Origin of the sequence: Pseudomonas sp. NPDC008258, assembly GCF_042956345.1 — a bacterium.
GTDB lineage: Bacteria > Pseudomonadota > Gammaproteobacteria > Pseudomonadales > Pseudomonadaceae > Aquipseudomonas.
In genome coordinates, this window is sequence record NZ_JBIBGE010000013.1 from 23,341 (window position 1) to 39,394 (window position 16,054).

15 protein-coding genes are annotated in these 16,054 nt (G+C 62.5%); 1 reads left to right on the forward strand and 14 read right to left on the reverse strand.

Annotated elements, in window-relative coordinates; all coding sequences use genetic code 11:
- Position 1 precedes the first annotated feature (1 nt).
- From ACFY9W_RS12640 to ACFY9W_RS12690, 11 genes are all read right to left on the reverse strand, one after another.
- The gene (locus tag ACFY9W_RS12640; RefSeq protein ID WP_391130526.1) at positions 2-721 is read right to left on the reverse strand and encodes a MotA/TolQ/ExbB proton channel family protein; all 720 of its coding nucleotides are present in this window, start codon (positions 719-721) and stop codon (positions 2-4) included.
- 30 nt (positions 722-751) lie between these two features.
- Entirely contained in the window at positions 752-1,552 is an 801-nt protein-coding gene (locus ACFY9W_RS12645) for a TonB family protein (RefSeq protein ID WP_391130529.1), read from the reverse strand.
- 395 nt (positions 1,553-1,947) lie between these two features.
- A complete protein-coding gene (locus tag ACFY9W_RS12650; protein WP_391130532.1) occupies positions 1,948-2,937 on the reverse strand; it encodes a TOBE-like domain-containing protein in 990 nt (329 codons plus the stop codon).
- 3 nt (positions 2,938-2,940) lie between these two features.
- A complete protein-coding gene (gene cysW / locus ACFY9W_RS12655) occupies positions 2,941-3,813 on the reverse strand; it encodes a sulfate ABC transporter permease subunit CysW (RefSeq protein WP_060498120.1) in 873 nt (290 codons plus the stop codon).
- Between the two features lie 11 nt (positions 3,814-3,824).
- Positions 3,825-4,643, reverse strand: a complete 819-nt coding sequence (gene cysT, locus ACFY9W_RS12660) for a sulfate ABC transporter permease subunit CysT (protein WP_145191084.1) — start codon at positions 4,641-4,643, stop codon at positions 3,825-3,827.
- 197 nt (positions 4,644-4,840) lie between these two features.
- Positions 4,841-5,848 carry a sulfate ABC transporter substrate-binding protein gene (locus ACFY9W_RS12665; protein WP_391130536.1) on the reverse strand — a complete coding sequence of 336 codons (1,008 nt, stop codon included), beginning with the start codon at positions 5,846-5,848 and terminating at the stop codon, positions 4,841-4,843.
- Between the two features lie 50 nt (positions 5,849-5,898).
- Positions 5,899-6,081, reverse strand: a complete 183-nt coding sequence (gene oscA / locus ACFY9W_RS12670) for a sulfur starvation response protein OscA (RefSeq protein ID WP_003248957.1) — start codon at positions 6,079-6,081, stop codon at positions 5,899-5,901.
- 249 nt (positions 6,082-6,330) lie between these two features.
- Positions 6,331-9,396, reverse strand: coding sequence for an efflux RND transporter permease subunit (locus ACFY9W_RS12675; RefSeq protein ID WP_391130539.1), 3,066 nt, complete (start codon positions 9,394-9,396; stop codon positions 6,331-6,333).
- On the reverse strand, positions 9,393-10,460 hold the full coding sequence (locus tag ACFY9W_RS12680) for an efflux RND transporter periplasmic adaptor subunit (RefSeq protein ID WP_391130542.1): 1,068 nt from the start codon (positions 10,458-10,460) through the stop codon (positions 9,393-9,395). Before ACFY9W_RS12680 ends, ACFY9W_RS12675 begins: the two co-directional genes overlap by 4 nt.
- On the reverse strand, positions 10,457-11,545 hold the full coding sequence (locus ACFY9W_RS12685) for an efflux RND transporter periplasmic adaptor subunit (protein WP_391130545.1): 1,089 nt from the start codon (positions 11,543-11,545) through the stop codon (positions 10,457-10,459). The genes ACFY9W_RS12680 and ACFY9W_RS12685 overlap by 4 nt, the downstream gene beginning before the upstream one ends.
- Before the next feature lie 214 nt (positions 11,546-11,759).
- Positions 11,760-11,972: a DUF3077 domain-containing protein gene (locus tag ACFY9W_RS12690; protein ID WP_391130797.1), complete on the reverse strand. Its 213-nt coding sequence runs from the start codon at positions 11,970-11,972 to the stop codon at positions 11,760-11,762.
- A 569-nt stretch (positions 11,973-12,541) separates the two neighbouring features.
- Here ACFY9W_RS12690 and ACFY9W_RS12695 point away from each other — a divergent pair.
- Positions 12,542-12,997: an REP-associated tyrosine transposase gene (locus tag ACFY9W_RS12695; protein WP_391130548.1), complete on the forward strand. Its 456-nt coding sequence runs from the start codon at positions 12,542-12,544 to the stop codon at positions 12,995-12,997.
- Positions 12,998-13,103: 106 nt separating this feature from the next.
- Here ACFY9W_RS12695 and ACFY9W_RS12700 read toward each other — a convergent pair whose 3' ends face one another.
- The 3 genes from ACFY9W_RS12700 to potA are packed head-to-tail and all read right to left on the reverse strand — an operon-like array spanning position 13,104 to position 16,053.
- The gene (locus ACFY9W_RS12700) at positions 13,104-13,997 is read right to left on the reverse strand and encodes an ABC transporter permease subunit (protein ID WP_391130552.1); all 894 of its coding nucleotides are present in this window, start codon (positions 13,995-13,997) and stop codon (positions 13,104-13,106) included.
- On the reverse strand, positions 13,994-14,914 hold the full coding sequence (locus ACFY9W_RS12705) for an ABC transporter permease subunit (RefSeq protein ID WP_391130555.1): 921 nt from the start codon (positions 14,912-14,914) through the stop codon (positions 13,994-13,996). Before ACFY9W_RS12705 ends, ACFY9W_RS12700 begins: the two co-directional genes overlap by 4 nt.
- The gene (potA, locus tag ACFY9W_RS12710) at positions 14,911-16,053 is read right to left on the reverse strand and encodes a polyamine ABC transporter ATP-binding protein (protein WP_016712588.1); all 1,143 of its coding nucleotides are present in this window, start codon (positions 16,051-16,053) and stop codon (positions 14,911-14,913) included. The genes ACFY9W_RS12705 and potA overlap by 4 nt, the downstream gene beginning before the upstream one ends.
- Between the last annotated feature and the right edge of the window lies 1 nt (position 16,054).

Sequence of the window (16,054 nt, forward strand, 5' to 3'; positions counted from 1 at the left end):
ATCAGGACGCCTCCTTCACCGGCTGGGTGAAACCGGCCTGGGCTTTTTGCACAGCGGGGTGCACCAGCACGCGGAAGGCACTCTTCTGCGCCAGGCTATAAAAGTCGTGGGCGAAGTCATCGAGGTCGGCAGCGGTCAGCTTGAGGCGGCGCAGGAAGTAGTTGTAGACCAGCACCGCAGGCACGGCGACGGCAATACCCACACCGGTTGCCACCAATGCCGCACCGATTGGCCCAGCCACGGTTTCCAGGCTGGCAGAGCCGGCCGCGCTGATGCCCTTGAGCGCTTCCATGATGCCCCACACGGTGCCGAAAAGGCCGATGAAGGGCGAGGTGCTGCCGATACTGGCCACTACCGCCAGGCCGGTTTCCAGCGAGCGGCGCTCACGCACGATCTGCTGGCGCAGGGCGCGTTCCAGGCGGTCCTGGTGGTTGATGGCATGGCTCAGGTCGTTGGCCTGGGTGTCGCCAACGGCAATGGCAGCGTAGCCAGACTGGGCAACGCGGGCAGCCGGGCCGGGCAGCTCGTGGCTGAGCTCGGCGGCCGAGTCCAGGCTGGAGGCCGCCCAGAACTGCTGGTGGAAACGCTTGTCCTGATTCTTCAGCCGCACGAACTGCGCGACCTTGATCAGGGCCAGGCCCCAGGTGACGACAGAGAAACCAACCAGCAGCCAGATGACTGCGCTTTCAACGGATTCGAGGGGGGATGCCAGCAGGCTCATGATGATGTCTTCCTGTGTTCTGCGAAAAAGTTAGCGAAGCTTGAAATCAATCGGCACGCTGACCCAGCCGGTCTGGGCCACGTCGCCCTGCTTGGCGGGGACGAAGCTCCAGCGCTTGACCGCGGCCAGCGCAGCAGCGTCGAGGGCATCACGGCCACTGCTCTTCTGGATCTGGATCTGCCCTGGCTTGCCACTGGGCAGCACCTCTACGCGCAACAGCACGGTGCCCTCCCAACCACGGCGCTGGGCCATCTGCGGGTATTCCGGCGCCGGGTTCTTCAGGTACGCGGCGTTGGCCGATGCCGGGGTTATCGGGGCCGGCACAGGTGGTGCCGGTGCAGGCGGCGCCGGGGCGGCCACCGGAGCTGGCGGCGGTGCCTCGACCGGTTTTGGCTGTGGTTTGGGCGCTTGCTTGACCACAGGCTTAGGCACAGGCTTTGGCTTGGGTTTGGGCTTGGCGGCCAGCTCGTCGACTACCGGTGGCGGCGGTGGTGGCTCGACTACCGGCGGCGCGGGGGCTGGTGGCGGCGGCTCGACCACAGGCGGTGCAGGTGCGGCGAACTCGATGGTCATGGGCGGCACTTGCGGTGGCACTACCGGCAGCTCAGGCGTTGGTGCCTGGCTAACCCAGTACGCTGCAGCGCCATGCAGGGCCAGCACCAGCAGGCCCAACACCAGCTTGTCGCGGCGCTTGAGCCCGCTGACGGGCGTGCGTTGCAGGCGCAGCTGGCCAAGCGGGAGGCGAAGCGTGCGTCCAAGCTCGACCAGGTCGCCCGGGGCCGGGCGCCATGGCTGGTCGTAGGCCCTGACGGCCGACTGGACATTACCCATTGATCAAACTCCTGGGGTCTCGATTCAGGTGTGTGGCTGAATCATCGGTGCCAGAGGCTTATCTCTTAAAGTAATGTTTAAAATTATGGTTAGAACTTAAGTGAATATTGTTTTTGCTGGGTCATGCCAAGGCCGCGGATTTCGCGGGCTGTGGCTTGGGGGCCTTAAGGCGATGCATTGTGGGCATGCAAAATATTCGCGTAAGGCATGAAATTGCCGCGAGGGCTGCGCCCTCGATCGCCGGCAAGCCAGCTCCCACAGGTACTGCACATGGCCCGCAGTCGATGCGATCCATGTGGGAGCTGGCTTGCCGGCGATGGGCTGCAAAGCAGCCCCGGCAATTTCACAGGCATAAAAAAGCCCGGGACCAACCCCGGGCTTTTCATCAGCATGGCTCAGATATCCGCCACCTTCTGCCAGACCTTCGGCCGGAAGAACAGCGTCTCCCCTCGCGCCAACCCGGTCAGGCTGTCATGGTCCTTGACCACCTCAGCCTCGATCAGATCGCTCTGCCCTTCCACCTTCAAGGTCACCCGTGTGGTCGCACCCAACGGCCGAATATCACGCACCTCGGCCGCATGGTGCCCTTCAGTCTCATGCCGCGACAGCGACACTTCGTGCGGGCGGAACAGCACGTGGCGCCCTTCGCTCAAGGCCAGGCGGTTGGAGTCACCAAGGAAGTGGTAGACGAAATCGTTGGCCGGCTGCTCGTACACCTCGCCCGGCGAGCCGATCTGCTCGATCACGCCCTTGTTCATCACCACGATGCGGTCAGCCACTTCCATGGCCTCTTCCTGGTCGTGGGTAACGAACACCGACGTCAGGTTGATGTCCTCGTGCAACCGCGCCAGCCAGCGTCGCAGTTCTTTACGCACCTTGGCATCCAGCGCACCGAACGGCTCGTCCAGCAGCAATACCTTGGGCTCCACAGCCAGTGCCCGGGCCAGGGCGATACGCTGGCGCTGCCCCCCAGACAACTGCTCGGGGTAACGGTCGGACAACCAGTCCAGCTGCACCATGTTCAGCAGCTCATGCACCTTCTCGGCAATCTTGCTTTCGCTCGGGCGCTCGCCCTTGGGCTTCATGCGCAAGCCGAAAGCGACGTTGTCGAACACACTCATGTGGCGGAACAGTGCGTAGTGCTGGAACACGAAGCCGACGTTGCGGTCGCGCACGTCATGGCCGGACACGTCCTCGCCATGGAACACGATGTTGCCCTGGTCCGGGGTTTCCAGGCCGGCAATGATACGCAGCAGGGTGGTCTTGCCGCAGCCGGACGGCCCCAGCAGGGCCACCAGCTCGCCGCTGTTGATGTCCAGGTTGATGTTGTTCAGGGCCTGGAAGCTGTTGAAGCGCTTGCTGACATTACGAACTTCGATCGACATGAATCATTCCTCCGCGGCGCTGTGGCGCAGGCGGTTAATACGGTTCTCGCTCCACTGCTTGAGCAGCAGGATGAAGAGCGCCAGGATCAGCAACAGGCTGGCCACGCTGAAGGCCGCGACGTGGTTGTACTCGTTGTAGAGGATCTCCACATGCAGCGGCAAGGTGTTGGTCACGCCACGGATGTGGCCAGACACCACCGACACCGCGCCAAACTCGCCCATGGCCCGTGCAGTACACAGCACCACGCCATAGATCAGGCCCCATTTGATGTTGGGCAAGGTCACGTGCCAGAACATCTGCCAGCCATTGGCACCGAGCAGGCGCGCGGCCTCCTCTTCTTGCGTGCCCTGCTCCTGCATCAGCGGGATCAGCTCACGGGCCACGAACGGCACGGTGACAAAGATGGTCGCCAGCACGATGCCCGGCAGGGCGAACACGATCTGGATGTCGTGGTCCTGCAGCCAGGGCCCGAACAGCCCCTGCGCGCCAAACATCAGCACGTAGACCAGGCCGGCGATAACCGGCGACACCGAGAACGGCAGGTCGATCAGGGTGACCAGGATACTCTTGCCACGGAAGGTGTACTTGCTTACGCACCAAGCGGCACTGACGCCGAACACGAGGTTCAGCGGCACCGAAATGACCACGGCGAGCAAGGTGAGCTTCAGTGCCGACAATGCATCGGGCTCGAAGATCGCCTCGAAGAAGGTGCCGAAGCCGTTCTTCAGCGCCTGCGAGACCACGATCACCAGTGGCAGCAGCAGGAACAGGGCGAACACCAGCCAGCCAAGGCCGATCAGGATACGCCGCGAAGTAGCATTGCCACGGCGGGCAGCGTTGGCGGCCGCGCTTGCACTCAGGGATGAACTGGACATGCCGGCCTCCTTCAAGGGGTTTCGATGCGGCGCTGCAGCAGGTTGATCAGCAGCAGCAGGATGAAGGAAACCACCAGCATCAGCACGCCGATGGCAGTCGCGCCGGTGTAGTCGTACTGGTCGAGCTTGACCATGATCAGCAGCGGCAGGATCTCGGTCTTCATCGGCATGTTGCCGGCAATGAAGATCACCGAACCATACTCACCCACACCGCGGGCAAAGGCCAGGGCAAAGCCGGTGAGCCAGGCCGGCAACAGGGCCGGGGCCAGCACGTGGCGGAACACCTGCAACGGCTTGGCGCCCAGGCAGGCAGCGGCCTCTTCCACTTCACGCGGGATGTCGGCCAGTACCGGCTGCACCGTGCGCACCACGAACGGCAAGGTGACGAAGGTCAGTGCCAGGGTGATGCCCAGCGGGGTGTAGGCGATCTTGAAGCCCAGGTCGGTGGCGAACTGGCCGACCCAGCCGGCAGGCGCGTACAGGGCGGTCAGGGCGATACCGGCGACGGCGGTGGGCAAGGCGAACGGCAGGTCGATCATCGCATCGATGATCTTGCGCCCGGGGAAGGTGTAGCGCACCAGCACCCAGGCCAGCAGGGTGCCGATCACACCGTTGATGATGGCGGCGAACAGCGCGGTGCCGAAACTCAGCTTGAGCGCGGCGATTACCCGCGGCGCACTGATGATGTTCCAGAACTGTTCGAAGGTGAGCTGCGAGGCATGGATGAACATGGCCGCCAGCGGTATCAGCACGATCAGGCTGAGGTACACCAAGGTGTAGCCCAGCGTCAGCCCGAAGCCGGGTATGACGGGGGAGATGCGACGTGACATAAGTATCCCTTTGAATGCACATGGCCCAGTATCGATCCGGGGCCGGTGCAGGATTCTGAATCTCTGGGGCTGCTTTGCAGCCCATCGCAGGCAAGCCAGCTCCCACAGGATCACCACAGGCCTGAAGTCTGCGCAATCCCTGTGGGAGCTGGCTTGCCTGCGATGGGCCGCAAAGCGGCCCCGCTTTTCCGTGGCCCTTACTGTGCCTGATAGATCTGGTCGAACACACCGCCATCATTGAAGAATTTTGGTTGTGCAGTCTTCCAGCCACCGAAGTCCTTGTCGATGGTTACCAGGTCCAGTTTCGGGAACTGCTTGCCGAATTCGGCAGCAACCTTCTCGTCACGCGGGCGGTAGAAGTTCTCGGCGGCAATCTTCTGCCCGGCCGGGCTGTACAGGTGCTTGAGGTATTCGGTGGCAATATCGGTATTGCCCTTCTTCTCGGCGTTCTTGTCCACCACGGCAACTGGCGGTTCGGCCAGGATCGACAGCGACGGTACGACGATGTCGAACTTGTCGGCGCCACCGTCTTCCTTCAGCGCCAGGAAGGCTTCGTTTTCCCAGGCCAGCAGCACGTCGCCCTGGCCGTTGTTGACGAAGGTAATGGTCGAGCCACGGGCGCCGGTATCCAGCACCGGTACGTGCTTGAACAGCTCTTGCACGTATTCCTTTGCCTTGTCTTCGCTACCGCCGGTCTTCAGGCCGTAGGCCCAGGCAGCCAGGAAGTTCCAGCGTGCACCGCCGGAGGTTTTCGGGTTGGGGGTGATGACCGACACGTCCTTCTTGATCAGGTCGCCCCAGTCCTTGATGCCTTTCGGGTTGCCCTTGCGCACCAGGAACACGATGGTCGAAGTGTACGGGGTGCTGGCATCCGGCAGGCGGGTCTGCCAGTTGTCCGGCAGGGTCTTGCCGAGCTTGGCGACTTCGTCGATGTCACCGGCCAGGGCCAGGGTCACCACGTCGGCACGCAGGCCGTCGATTACCGCACGGGCCTGCTTGCCCGAGCCACCGTGGGACTGCTGGATCTTCACCTTGTCGCCCGGGTGGGCCTGCTGCCAGTGCTTGATGAACTCGGCGTTGTACTGCTGATACAGCTCGCGGGTCGGGTCGTAGGACACGTTCAACAGTTCGTAGTCCTTGGCGATGGCGGAACCGGCAAAAACAGCACTGGCCAGGGCGGCGAGCGCATAACGGCGGATGGACATGGTGAAGCTCCCGATTGGCATTTTTCTAGTTTTGAATGTTTGGGCGCAGATCAGCCGGGCTTGTTGCCAGGCTGTTGCAGGCGGAACTTCTCCTTGCGCTCGATCTGTACGACCTGAGCGTTGTGCACAGTGATCTCCACCGCACCGAAACGCAGGTCGCGCAGGGCGCTCTGGATTTCACGCAGAATGGTGGCTTCGTCCTGACCGTCGATGCTACGCAGAGATGCACTCATGCTCGTTCTCCTTGGAGTGAGGTGCCGGGCAGGGGTTTGAAGGGGATTTGCGCCTGGCTTGAGGGCAATAGTAGTGATGCGGAGATATTCTTAAAAATACTGTTTAAGAATGTTTATATAACCAAAATTCAAAGACGATTTTGAAGGCGACAACATGCCTCTGTGGGGCGGGGGGGGGGGGGGGGGGGGGGGGGGGGGGGGCGCCCCCCCCCCCCCCCCCCCCCCCCCCCCCCCCCGCTCCCACAGGGTTCAGTGTTGGGTTCCAGTACCGTTTTCAGGCTCGCGGATCTTGTACCAGGCCACATACAACGCCGGCAGGAACAGCAGCGTCAGCAGCGTTGCACTGATGATGCCGCCAATCATGGCGTAGGCCATCGGCCCCCAGAACACCTCGCGGGCAATCGGGATCATGCCCAGGCTCGCCGCGGCGGCCGTCAGCAAGATCGGCCGGCGGCGGTGGTTGGTCGCTTCCATCACCGCGTCCCAAGGGGCATAGCCCTGCGCTTCGAACTCGTCGATCTGGGTTACCAGGATCACCGAGTTGCGAATGATGATGCCCGCCAGTGCCAGGATGCCCAGGATCGCCACAAAGCCCATCGGTGTGCCCGTCGGCACCAGCGCCAGCACCACGCCAATCAGCCCCAGCGGCGCCACGCTGACAACCAGGAACAGCTTCTGCACGCTGTGCAACTGGATCATCAGGAAGGTCGCCATGAGGAACAGCATCAGCGGGATGACTTTGGCAATCGGCCCCTGGGCCTTGCCGCTTTCTTCCACCGTACCCCCCGTAGCCACTTCGTAACCGACCGGCAGCTTGCTGGCAAACTCGTCGATCCTGGGCTTCAGTTCGGCCACCAGGTCGGTGGGCTGGATTTCGCCGTTGACCGAGGCCTTGATGGTGATGGTCGGCTTGCGGTCGCGGCGCCATACCAGCGGCTGCTCCAGCTCGTAGCGCACGGTGGCGAATGACAGCAGCGGGATCGAGGTGCCGTTGGGGGTAAGGATCTGCAGGTTCTGCAAGGTATCGGGCGAGCCGCGTTCGCTGTCTTCGGCACGGGCGACCACGTTGACCAGGTAGATGCTGTCGTTGACCTGGGTGATCTGCACGCCACTGACAATGCTGTTCATCACATTGGCCACGTCTTCAGACGACAACCCCAGCTGGCGTGCCTTGTCCTGGGCGATTTCCACGCGCAGCACCTTACCGGGCTCGTTCCAGTCGTAGATCATCTCGCCGATGTGCTCGTTCTGGTTGAGCAAGGTGGCCAGGTCGATGGCGTGCTTGCGTACCTCGTCGATACTGGCGCCACTGACCCGGTACTGGATCGGCCGGCCCACCGGCGGGCCCATTTCCAGCGATTGCACGTTGGTACCGATGCCGACGAACTCTTCATGCAGGATCTTCTGCAAGCGCTCCATCATGCCCTGGCGCTCTTCAAAGCCCTTGCTGACTATCACCAGCTGGGCGTAATACGGGTTCTGCAGCTGCTGGTCGAGCGGCAGGTAGAAGCGGATCGCACCCTGGCCAATGTAGGTGCTCCAGTGCACCAGGTCAGGGTCGTCCTTGATCCGCGCCTCGAAGCGGTCGACCACCTTGCGCGTCTCTTCGATCGAAGCGTTTTGCGGCAGGTTGAGGTCAACCAGGATCTCCGGGCGATCCGACGAGGGGAAGAACTGGTTCTGCACGAAACGCATGCTGAACAGCGACAGGGCAAACAGCAGGATGGTGCCGATGATGGTCAGCCAGCGATGGCGCATGCACCACAGCAACCCGCCTTCGAATGCCCGGCCGACCCGCCCGGGCTCGGCTTCGTGGGCCTTGAGCTTGCTGCTGCTGAGAATGTGCACCCCCAGCACCGGGGCGAAGAACACGGCAACGATCCATGACACCAGCAAGGCCACGGCAATGACCGCGAACAAGGTGTAGGTGTACTCGCCGGCGGAGCTGGCGTTGAGCCCGATCGGCACAAAGCCGGCCACCGTCACCAGGGTACCGGTGAGCATCGGGAAGGCCGTGGAGGTGTAGGCAAAGGTTGCCGCCTGCTCCTTGCTCTCGCCCATCTCCAGCCGCGTGACCATCACCTCCACGGTGATCATCGCATCGTCCACCAGCAGGCCCAGGGCAATGATCAGCGCGCCCAGCGAAATGCGCTGCATGGTGATGCCGCTGTACTCCATGAACACGAACACCATGGCCAGCACCAACGGAATCGAGCAGGCCACCACCAGCCCGGCACGCATGCCAAGGCTGACGAAGCTCACCGCCAGCACGATCACCACCGCTTCGAACAGCGCGCTGGTGAAGCCGCCAACCGCCTGCTTGACCACCACCGCCTGGTCCGACACGGTGTGCACGCCAACGCCAATCGGCAAATCCTGGATCACCTGGTCCATGCGCTTTTTCAGCGCGGCACCAAATACCTGCATGTTGCCGCCCGCCTTCATGCCAATGGCCAGGCCAATGGCGGTCTGGCCGTTGTAGCGGAACATCGGTGACGGCGGGTCAACATAGCCGCGCTCGATGTCAGCAATATCAGCCAGGCGGAAGAACCGGTCGTTGATCTTGAGGTTGACGGTTTGCAGGTCCTTTTCCGAGGCGAACTGCCCGGAGGTACGCACCGAGATGCGCTCTGGCCCTGCCTCGATCACCCCGGCCGGGGTAACCGCGTTCTGCGCTTGCAGGGCCTGCATGACCTGGCGCTGGTCAATGCCCAGGGCGGCCAGCTTGCGGGTGGAGAAGTTCAGGTACAGCACTTCGTCCTGGGTGCCGATGAACTCGATCTTGCCGATGTTGGGCACATCGCGTACTTCGGCCCGCGCCTGCTCAACGTAGTCCCGCAACTGGCGCAGGGTGAGGCCGTCGGCAGTAAACGCGTAGATCGAGCCGAACACGTCGCCGAATTCGTCGTTGAACCCGGGCCCCTGGATACCGGCGGGGAACTGGCCACGAATGTCCTGGATCTTCTTGCGCACCTGGTACCAGATGTCCGGGATGTCCTTGGCCTTGGTGGTATCACGCAGGTACACATAGACCGTGGATTCGCCGGGGCGGGTGTAGCTCTTGGTGTAGTCGAGCGAGTCGAGTTCTTCGAGCTTCTTCTCGATGCGGTCGGTGACCTGGTACAGGGTTTCGTCCTGGGTCGCACCGGGCCAGCGGGTCTGGATGACCATGGTCTTGATGGTGAACGACGGGTCTTCTTCACGGCCCAGGTTGAAATAGGAAAAAATCCCCATCAACAGGCCGACGAACATCAGGTACCAGACGAACGATTGATGCTTGAGTGCCCAGTCGGACAGGTTGAAGCTTCCTTTCATTGCGCATCCTCGTCGAAGGTGACCTTCTGGCCAGGCTTGAGGCTGTTCACGCCCGCAGTCACCACGCGCTCACCGGGCTGCACACCGGAGGCCAGGACGATGCTGTCGGAGGTGCGGTCAATCAGGGTGACGTCGCGGGTGCCGACCGTTTTCTGCCGGGTGTCGATCACCCACACCTGGGTCTTGCCGTCACGCTCAAGCAAGGCACTGCGGGGCAGCTCGCTGCGCGGGGACATCTGCGAAGTCAGGGTCACACTGACCGCGGTGCCCAGGTGGAACGCCGCCGGGGTGCTTACCAGGGTCAGGCGGGCACGGCGGGTACGGGTTGTCGGGTCGGCCTGCGGCTCCAGCTCGCGCAAGGTGGCGGTGGTGTTGATGGTGGGGTCGAGCTGCGAGGCAACGGTGAAGGTCAGGTCCTTGCTCAGTTGCTCGGCCAGGCCAATCGGCAAGTCGATCACCGCCTCCTTCACGTCGGGCCGAGCCAGGGTCACCACGGCCTGTCCGGCAGTAACGGTTTGCCCGGCTTCGGCCTGCCAGGCGGTGATCACGGCGGCGTGGTCGGTGCGCAGGGTGCTGTAGTCGAGCTGGTCACGCGCCTGGCTGAGCGCAGAGCGCGCCTGCTCCAGCGCGGCACTGGTGGTTTTCAGGTTGGTCTGGGCGATATCCAGCTGGGCCTGGGCACCGACGCCTCGGTCATACAGCTGTTGCTGGCGGCGGGCATCGGCCTGGGCGTTGATCCATTGCGCCTGCACCTTGGCCAGGTCGCCTTCGGCGGCACGCAGCTGGTTCTGCTGGTCGGTGGGGTCGAGCGTGGCCAGTGTGTCGCCCGGCTTGACCTGGGCCCCCACATCCAGCCAACGCCGGGCAATGCGCCCGGCAACCCGGAAGCCCAAGGTGCTTTCGAAGCGCGCCTCGATATTGCCGGCAAAGCGGCCCAGTTGCGACTGCACCTGGGGCTCTACGGTCACCGACAGCACCGGGCGGACCGGCTCTGGTGCTTGCTCCTCGCTACCGCAGGCAGCCAGCAGCAGGCCGGCCGACAGCATCAGCAGCAGGCGCTTCATAGCTCACCCCCTTGGGCCTTGGCATCGACCTTCTGCACCTGCATGCCGGGGTGCAAGAGCTGGCTACCCGTGACCACCACGGTCTCGCCAGCCTGCAAGCCGCTGGCGACGACGATCTTGCCGGTCAGGTAACGGCTGACCTCGACCTTGCGCAGTTCGACCTTGTCGCCCTCGCCCACCACCCACACGGCAGGCTCATGCAGGGCCTTGGTCAACGCCGACCACGGCAATTCGATGCTCGGCCGCCCCACCGCATTAGTGCTGGCCGTTACCGGCGCGCCCAGCTGCATGCCCGCTGGCACGTCCTTCAGGGCTACCTTGACCTGCACCGTGCCGCTTTGCGCCGACACTGTAGGGGTGATTTCGCGGACAAAGCCGTGTGCCTGGATCTTGGGGTCGTCCAGCAGGCTGACGATCACACCGGCGTCGCTGGGCGGTGCCACCAGCAAGGATTCATAGACGTTGAACACTGCATCGCGATCACCATCGACGGCCAGGCCGAAGATCGGCATGGTCGCCTGCACCACCTGGCCGACCTCGGCCTGGCGCTCGGTGATGACCCCGGCGGCTTCCGAGACCAGCGCGGTATAGCTGAGTTGTTCGTTGGCATTGGCCAGTTGCGCCTGGGCGGCCTTGAGTGCGCTCTGGTTGCTGCGCAGCGCAGCTTCAGCGGAATCGTATTCGCTCTGGCTGGTGTAACCCTTGGGCAACAGTTTTTGCTGGCGCACGAAGGCAGCGCTGGTCTGGGTAACCCGCGCCTGCGCGGCGAACACTTCAGCCTTGGCCGAGTTGACGTTGTTCTGCAGGTCTTTCGGGTCCAGGCGTGCCAGCACCTGGTTGGCCTTGACGTGGTCACCCACATCGACGCTACGGGAAATGATCTTGCCGCCCACGCGGAACGACAAGTCGGTCTGCACGCGCGCTTGCACATCGCCCGTCAGGGTGACCCTGGCAGCGAAATCGGTGGGTTGGACCTGTTGCACACCAACCCGAGGCAGCGTCTCGGGGACCTCTTCCTTGCTACAGCCGGTGAGCATGTACAGCAGCCCCAGGCAAACGACCGACAGCGGACGTATCAACGCCATGCTGGCTCCTTGCTTGCGCACAAATGATTTGTGGGATGCGACTGTGAGCGTAGTTCAGGGTTCGATAAACATCACTGACGGGGATCAGTTCGGCATTGTCGGCGCTTGTGCGGGCCTCTTCGCGGGCACGCCCGCTCCCACAGGGAGAGCGCAGGCCTTGAGACTTGCGCTGTACCTGTGGGAGCGGGCGTGCCCGCGAAGAGGACGGTACAGGTCAGACCTGAACTGAAGCCTTGTTCAGCCCAAGCTCAATGTCATCAATGAGGGCTTTGGCAAAGCCACTGAGAATTCTTGCTGCACTACCAGCAAGCCGGTCATTTTCCATCTCGGCTTCGGTTGTCAGGTGATTGATGCAGCCGAGCATGACGGAGAGTTCGGAGAAGGCATGGTTGAAAGGGATATTGGCCTGGACACGGAACAGGTCCATGCAGGTTTCTTTACCCACAGTGCTGCTTTGTGACGGGTGATTATTGGTCATGGCGGATCTCCTATATCGGGGTAAGGAGTTGCCACCTGCATCTTTCTCACGGATTGGGCGGCAACCGTACGCGAGGTGAGAAACCGCGGATATAGGAACGCAGCCAGACCTAGGTCTGCCCGCGCACGGCTGCCATGACGGAAGCACTATATCGTTGGGTTCTCACACCCAGTCACCAGTACTGGCGACCCAACGACGTTATCCCTGGGGCATTTCCCCTACAACAGAGCAGCTTCCACGCGGGTCGTAGGATAATTCCCAAGCTGACCCGAATGAAGCTTTGGGTTTGAGTTGATGAAAAGTCGTACGCCTTGAGGGCCTCTTCGCGGGCTTGCCCGCTCCCACAGGGAACGCGCAGGCCTTGGGACTTGCGCTGTACCTGTGGGAGCGGGCAAGCCCGCGAAAGGGCCGGCACAGCCAAGCACATGCTTCAGTTATATCCGGAAACCATCAACCATCCGGCCACCCCGCTTCAGCCACTACTTTCAAAGGGAGGTTCAACTTCAAGGAAGATCACAATGCCGTTAGCCGAATCCCATCTACTGCGCCGTGGGCGCTTTTCCGAGCCGGGCAGGCTCTACATGCTGACCACCAAAACACACCTGCGGCGGCCACTGTTCCATGACTTCGACCACGCTCGCCTGGTGGTCAAACACCTGAGGGTCTCCGATGACATTCAGGACTGCCGGTCGTTAGCCTGGGTAGTAATGCCCGACCATCTGCATTGGCTGATCGAGTTGAAGGAAGTGGCATTGGGAACCCTGATGCGCAAATTCAAATCACGCACTGCCATCGCCTTGCGCAAGGCAGGTGTCAGGCACAAGCCGATATGGCAACCGGGATACCACGACCATGCATTGCGGCGGGAAGAGAGTGTGGTGCATGTGGCCCGGTACATCGTTGCCAATCCCTTGAGGGCTGGATTGGTCAGGAGTGTCAGGGATTATCCACACTGGGATGCGGTATGGCTTTGAATCGGTGCTGGGGCCTTCGCGGGCTTGCCCGCTCCCACAGGGAGAGCGCAGGCCTTGAAACTTGCGCTGTACCTGTGGGAGCGGGCATGCCCGCGAAGGGGCCGGGTCAGGCGGACGCAGCCACCTGCGTCGGGCGCTTGACCTGCGGCTGGGAAGCATTGGCCGCCGCACCCTCTTCGATCGCCTGCTGAATCGCCTTGCGACGACGCTCTTCGGCCTGGCGGCTGAAGTACCAGACAAAGAAGGTCACCAGCGACACCGACAACAGGATCAGGCTGGCCACGGCGTTGATCTCCGGCTTCACGCCCAGGCGCACCGCCGAGAACACTTCCATCGGCAAGGTGGTCGAGCCCGGGCCGGACACGAAGCTGGCCAGTACCAGGTCATCCAGCGACAGGGCGAACGACATCATGCCGCCCGCCGCCAGCGATGGCGCGATCATCGGGATGGTGATCAGGAAGAACACCTTCCACGGCTTGGCACCCAGGTCCATCGCTGCCTCTTCAATCGACAGGTCCAGCTCACGCAGGCGAGCCGACACCACCACCGCCACATACGCCGCACAGAACGTGGTGTGGGCGATCCAGATGGTGACGATGCCGCGCTCCTGCGGCCAGCCGATCATCTGCGCCATGGCCACGAACAGCAGCAACAGCGACAGACCGGTGATCACCTCGGGCATTACCAGCGGCGCGGTGACCAGGCCACCGAACAGCGTGCGGCCCTTGAAGCGGGTGACCCGGGTCAGCACGAAGGCTGCCAGGGTACCCAGCGCCACTGCCGCCACTGCCGTGTAGCAGGCGATTTCCAGCGAGCGCATCACCGAACCCATCAACTGGGTGTTGTCGAGCAAGCCGACGTACCACTTGATCGACCAGCCACCCCACACCGTCACCAGCTTGGAGGCGTTGAACGAGTAGATCACCAAAATCAGCATCGGCAGGTAGATGAACAGCAAGCCCAGCACCAGCATCAGCTTGGAGAAACTGAAGCGTTTCATGCGCGGCCCTCCATTTCTTTGGCCTGGCTGCGGTTGAACAGCAGGATCGGCACGATCAGGATCGCCAGCATCACTACCGCCAGGGCAGAGGCCACCGGCCAGTCACGGTTGTTGAAGAACTCTTGCCACAGCACCTTACCGATCATCAGGGTTTCCGGGCCGCCGAGCAGTTCAGGAATCACGAACTCACCCACCACCGGGATGAACACCAGCATGCAGCCGGCGATGATGCCGTTCTTCGACAGCGGCACGGTGATTTTCCAGAAGCTGTTGAAGGTGCTAGAGCCCAGGTCCGAAGCAGCCTCCAGCAACGCCGGGTCATGCTTCACCAGGTTGGCGAACAGCGGCAGGATCATGAACGGCAGGTACGAATAGACCACGCCGATGTACACCGCCAGGTTGGTGTTGAGGATTTGCAGCGGCTGGTCGATCAACCCGGTCCACAGCAGGAAGCCGTTGAGCAGGCCGTTGTTGCTGAGGATGCCCATCCAGGCATAGACGCGGATCAGGATCGCGGTCCAGGTCGGCATCATGATCAGCAGCAGCAATACCGTTTGCGTCTCTTTCTTGGCGTTGGCGATGGCGTAGGCCATCGGGAAGCCGATCAACAGGCACAGCAGGGTGCTGAAGAAGGCCATCTTCAACGAACCCAGGTAGGCCGAGAGGTACAGCTCATCCTCGGTCAACAGGCCGTAGTTGGCCAGGTTGAGCACCAACTGGATCTTGTCTTCGACGTAGCTGTAGATCTCGGTATACGGCGGGATCGCCACGTCGGCTTCGGCAAAGCTGATCTTCAGCACGATGAAGAACGGCAGCATGAAGAACAGGAACAGCCAGATGAACGGCACGCCGATCACCACATGCCGCCCCTGCGGGGTCAGGCGCTGGAAGGCTCGCTTGAGCTTGCGCAGTTTCATGACCGCAGTACCACGCCGCTGTCGTCTTCCCACCACACGTACACTTCATCGCCCCAGGTCGGGCGGGTGCCTTGGCGCTCGGCGTTGGCAACGAACGACTGGACAATCTTGCCGCTCGGCAGCTCTACGTAGAACACCGAGTGGCCGCCCAGGTAGGCAATGTCGTGGACCTTGCCACGCGACCAGTTGTGCTCGCAGGTCGGCTGCTGGGTAGTAACCAGCATCTTCTCCGGGCGCAGCGCGTAGGTGATGTGCTTGTCTTCGACCGAGGTGGTGATGCCGTGACCGACGTAGATCTTGCGCTCCAGCTCCGGGCTGGCAATGATCGCGTGGCCTTCGGCGTCGTCGACCACTTCGCCTTCGAACAGGTTGACGTTGCCGATGAACTCGCACACCAGGCGGCTGGTCGGCGTCTCGTAGATATCCACCGGCGAGCCGATCTGGGCGATCCAGCCCAGGTGCATGATGGCGATGCGCTGGGCCATGGTCATGGCCTCTTCCTGGTCGTGGGTCACCATCACGCAGGTCACACCCACGCGCTCGATGATCTCTACCAGCTCAAGCTGCATCTGCGAACGCAGTTTCTTGTCCAGTGCGCCCATCGGCTCGTCGAGCAGCAGCAGCTTGGGGCGCTTGGCCAGCGAGCGGGCCAGGGCCACGCGCTGGCGCTGGCCACCGGACAGCTGGTGCGGCTTGCGCTTGGCGTACTGGGTCATGTGCACCAGCTTGAGCATCTCGGCCACGCGGGCGTCGATCTCGGCCTTGGGCATCTTGTCCTGCTGCAGGCCGAAGGCGATGTTCTGCGCCACGGTCATGTGCGGGAACAGCGCGTAGGACTGGAACATCATGTTGATCGGCCGCTCATAGGGCGGCATGTCGGTGATATCGACGCCATCGAGGAAAATCCGCCCTTCAGTCGGGCGCTCGAAGCCGGCCAGCATGCGCAGCAAGGTGGACTTGCCGGAACCGGAGCCGCCCAGCAGGGCGAAGATCTCGCCCTTGCGGATTTCCAGGGACACATCGTCCACGGCTACGGTTTCGTCGAATTTTTTCGTAACCCGGTCGATCTTGACCAGCACCTGCTTGGGTTGCTGGCCACCCTCGAGGGCTTTTTTATAGGCACCGGAGGCAACTGCCATG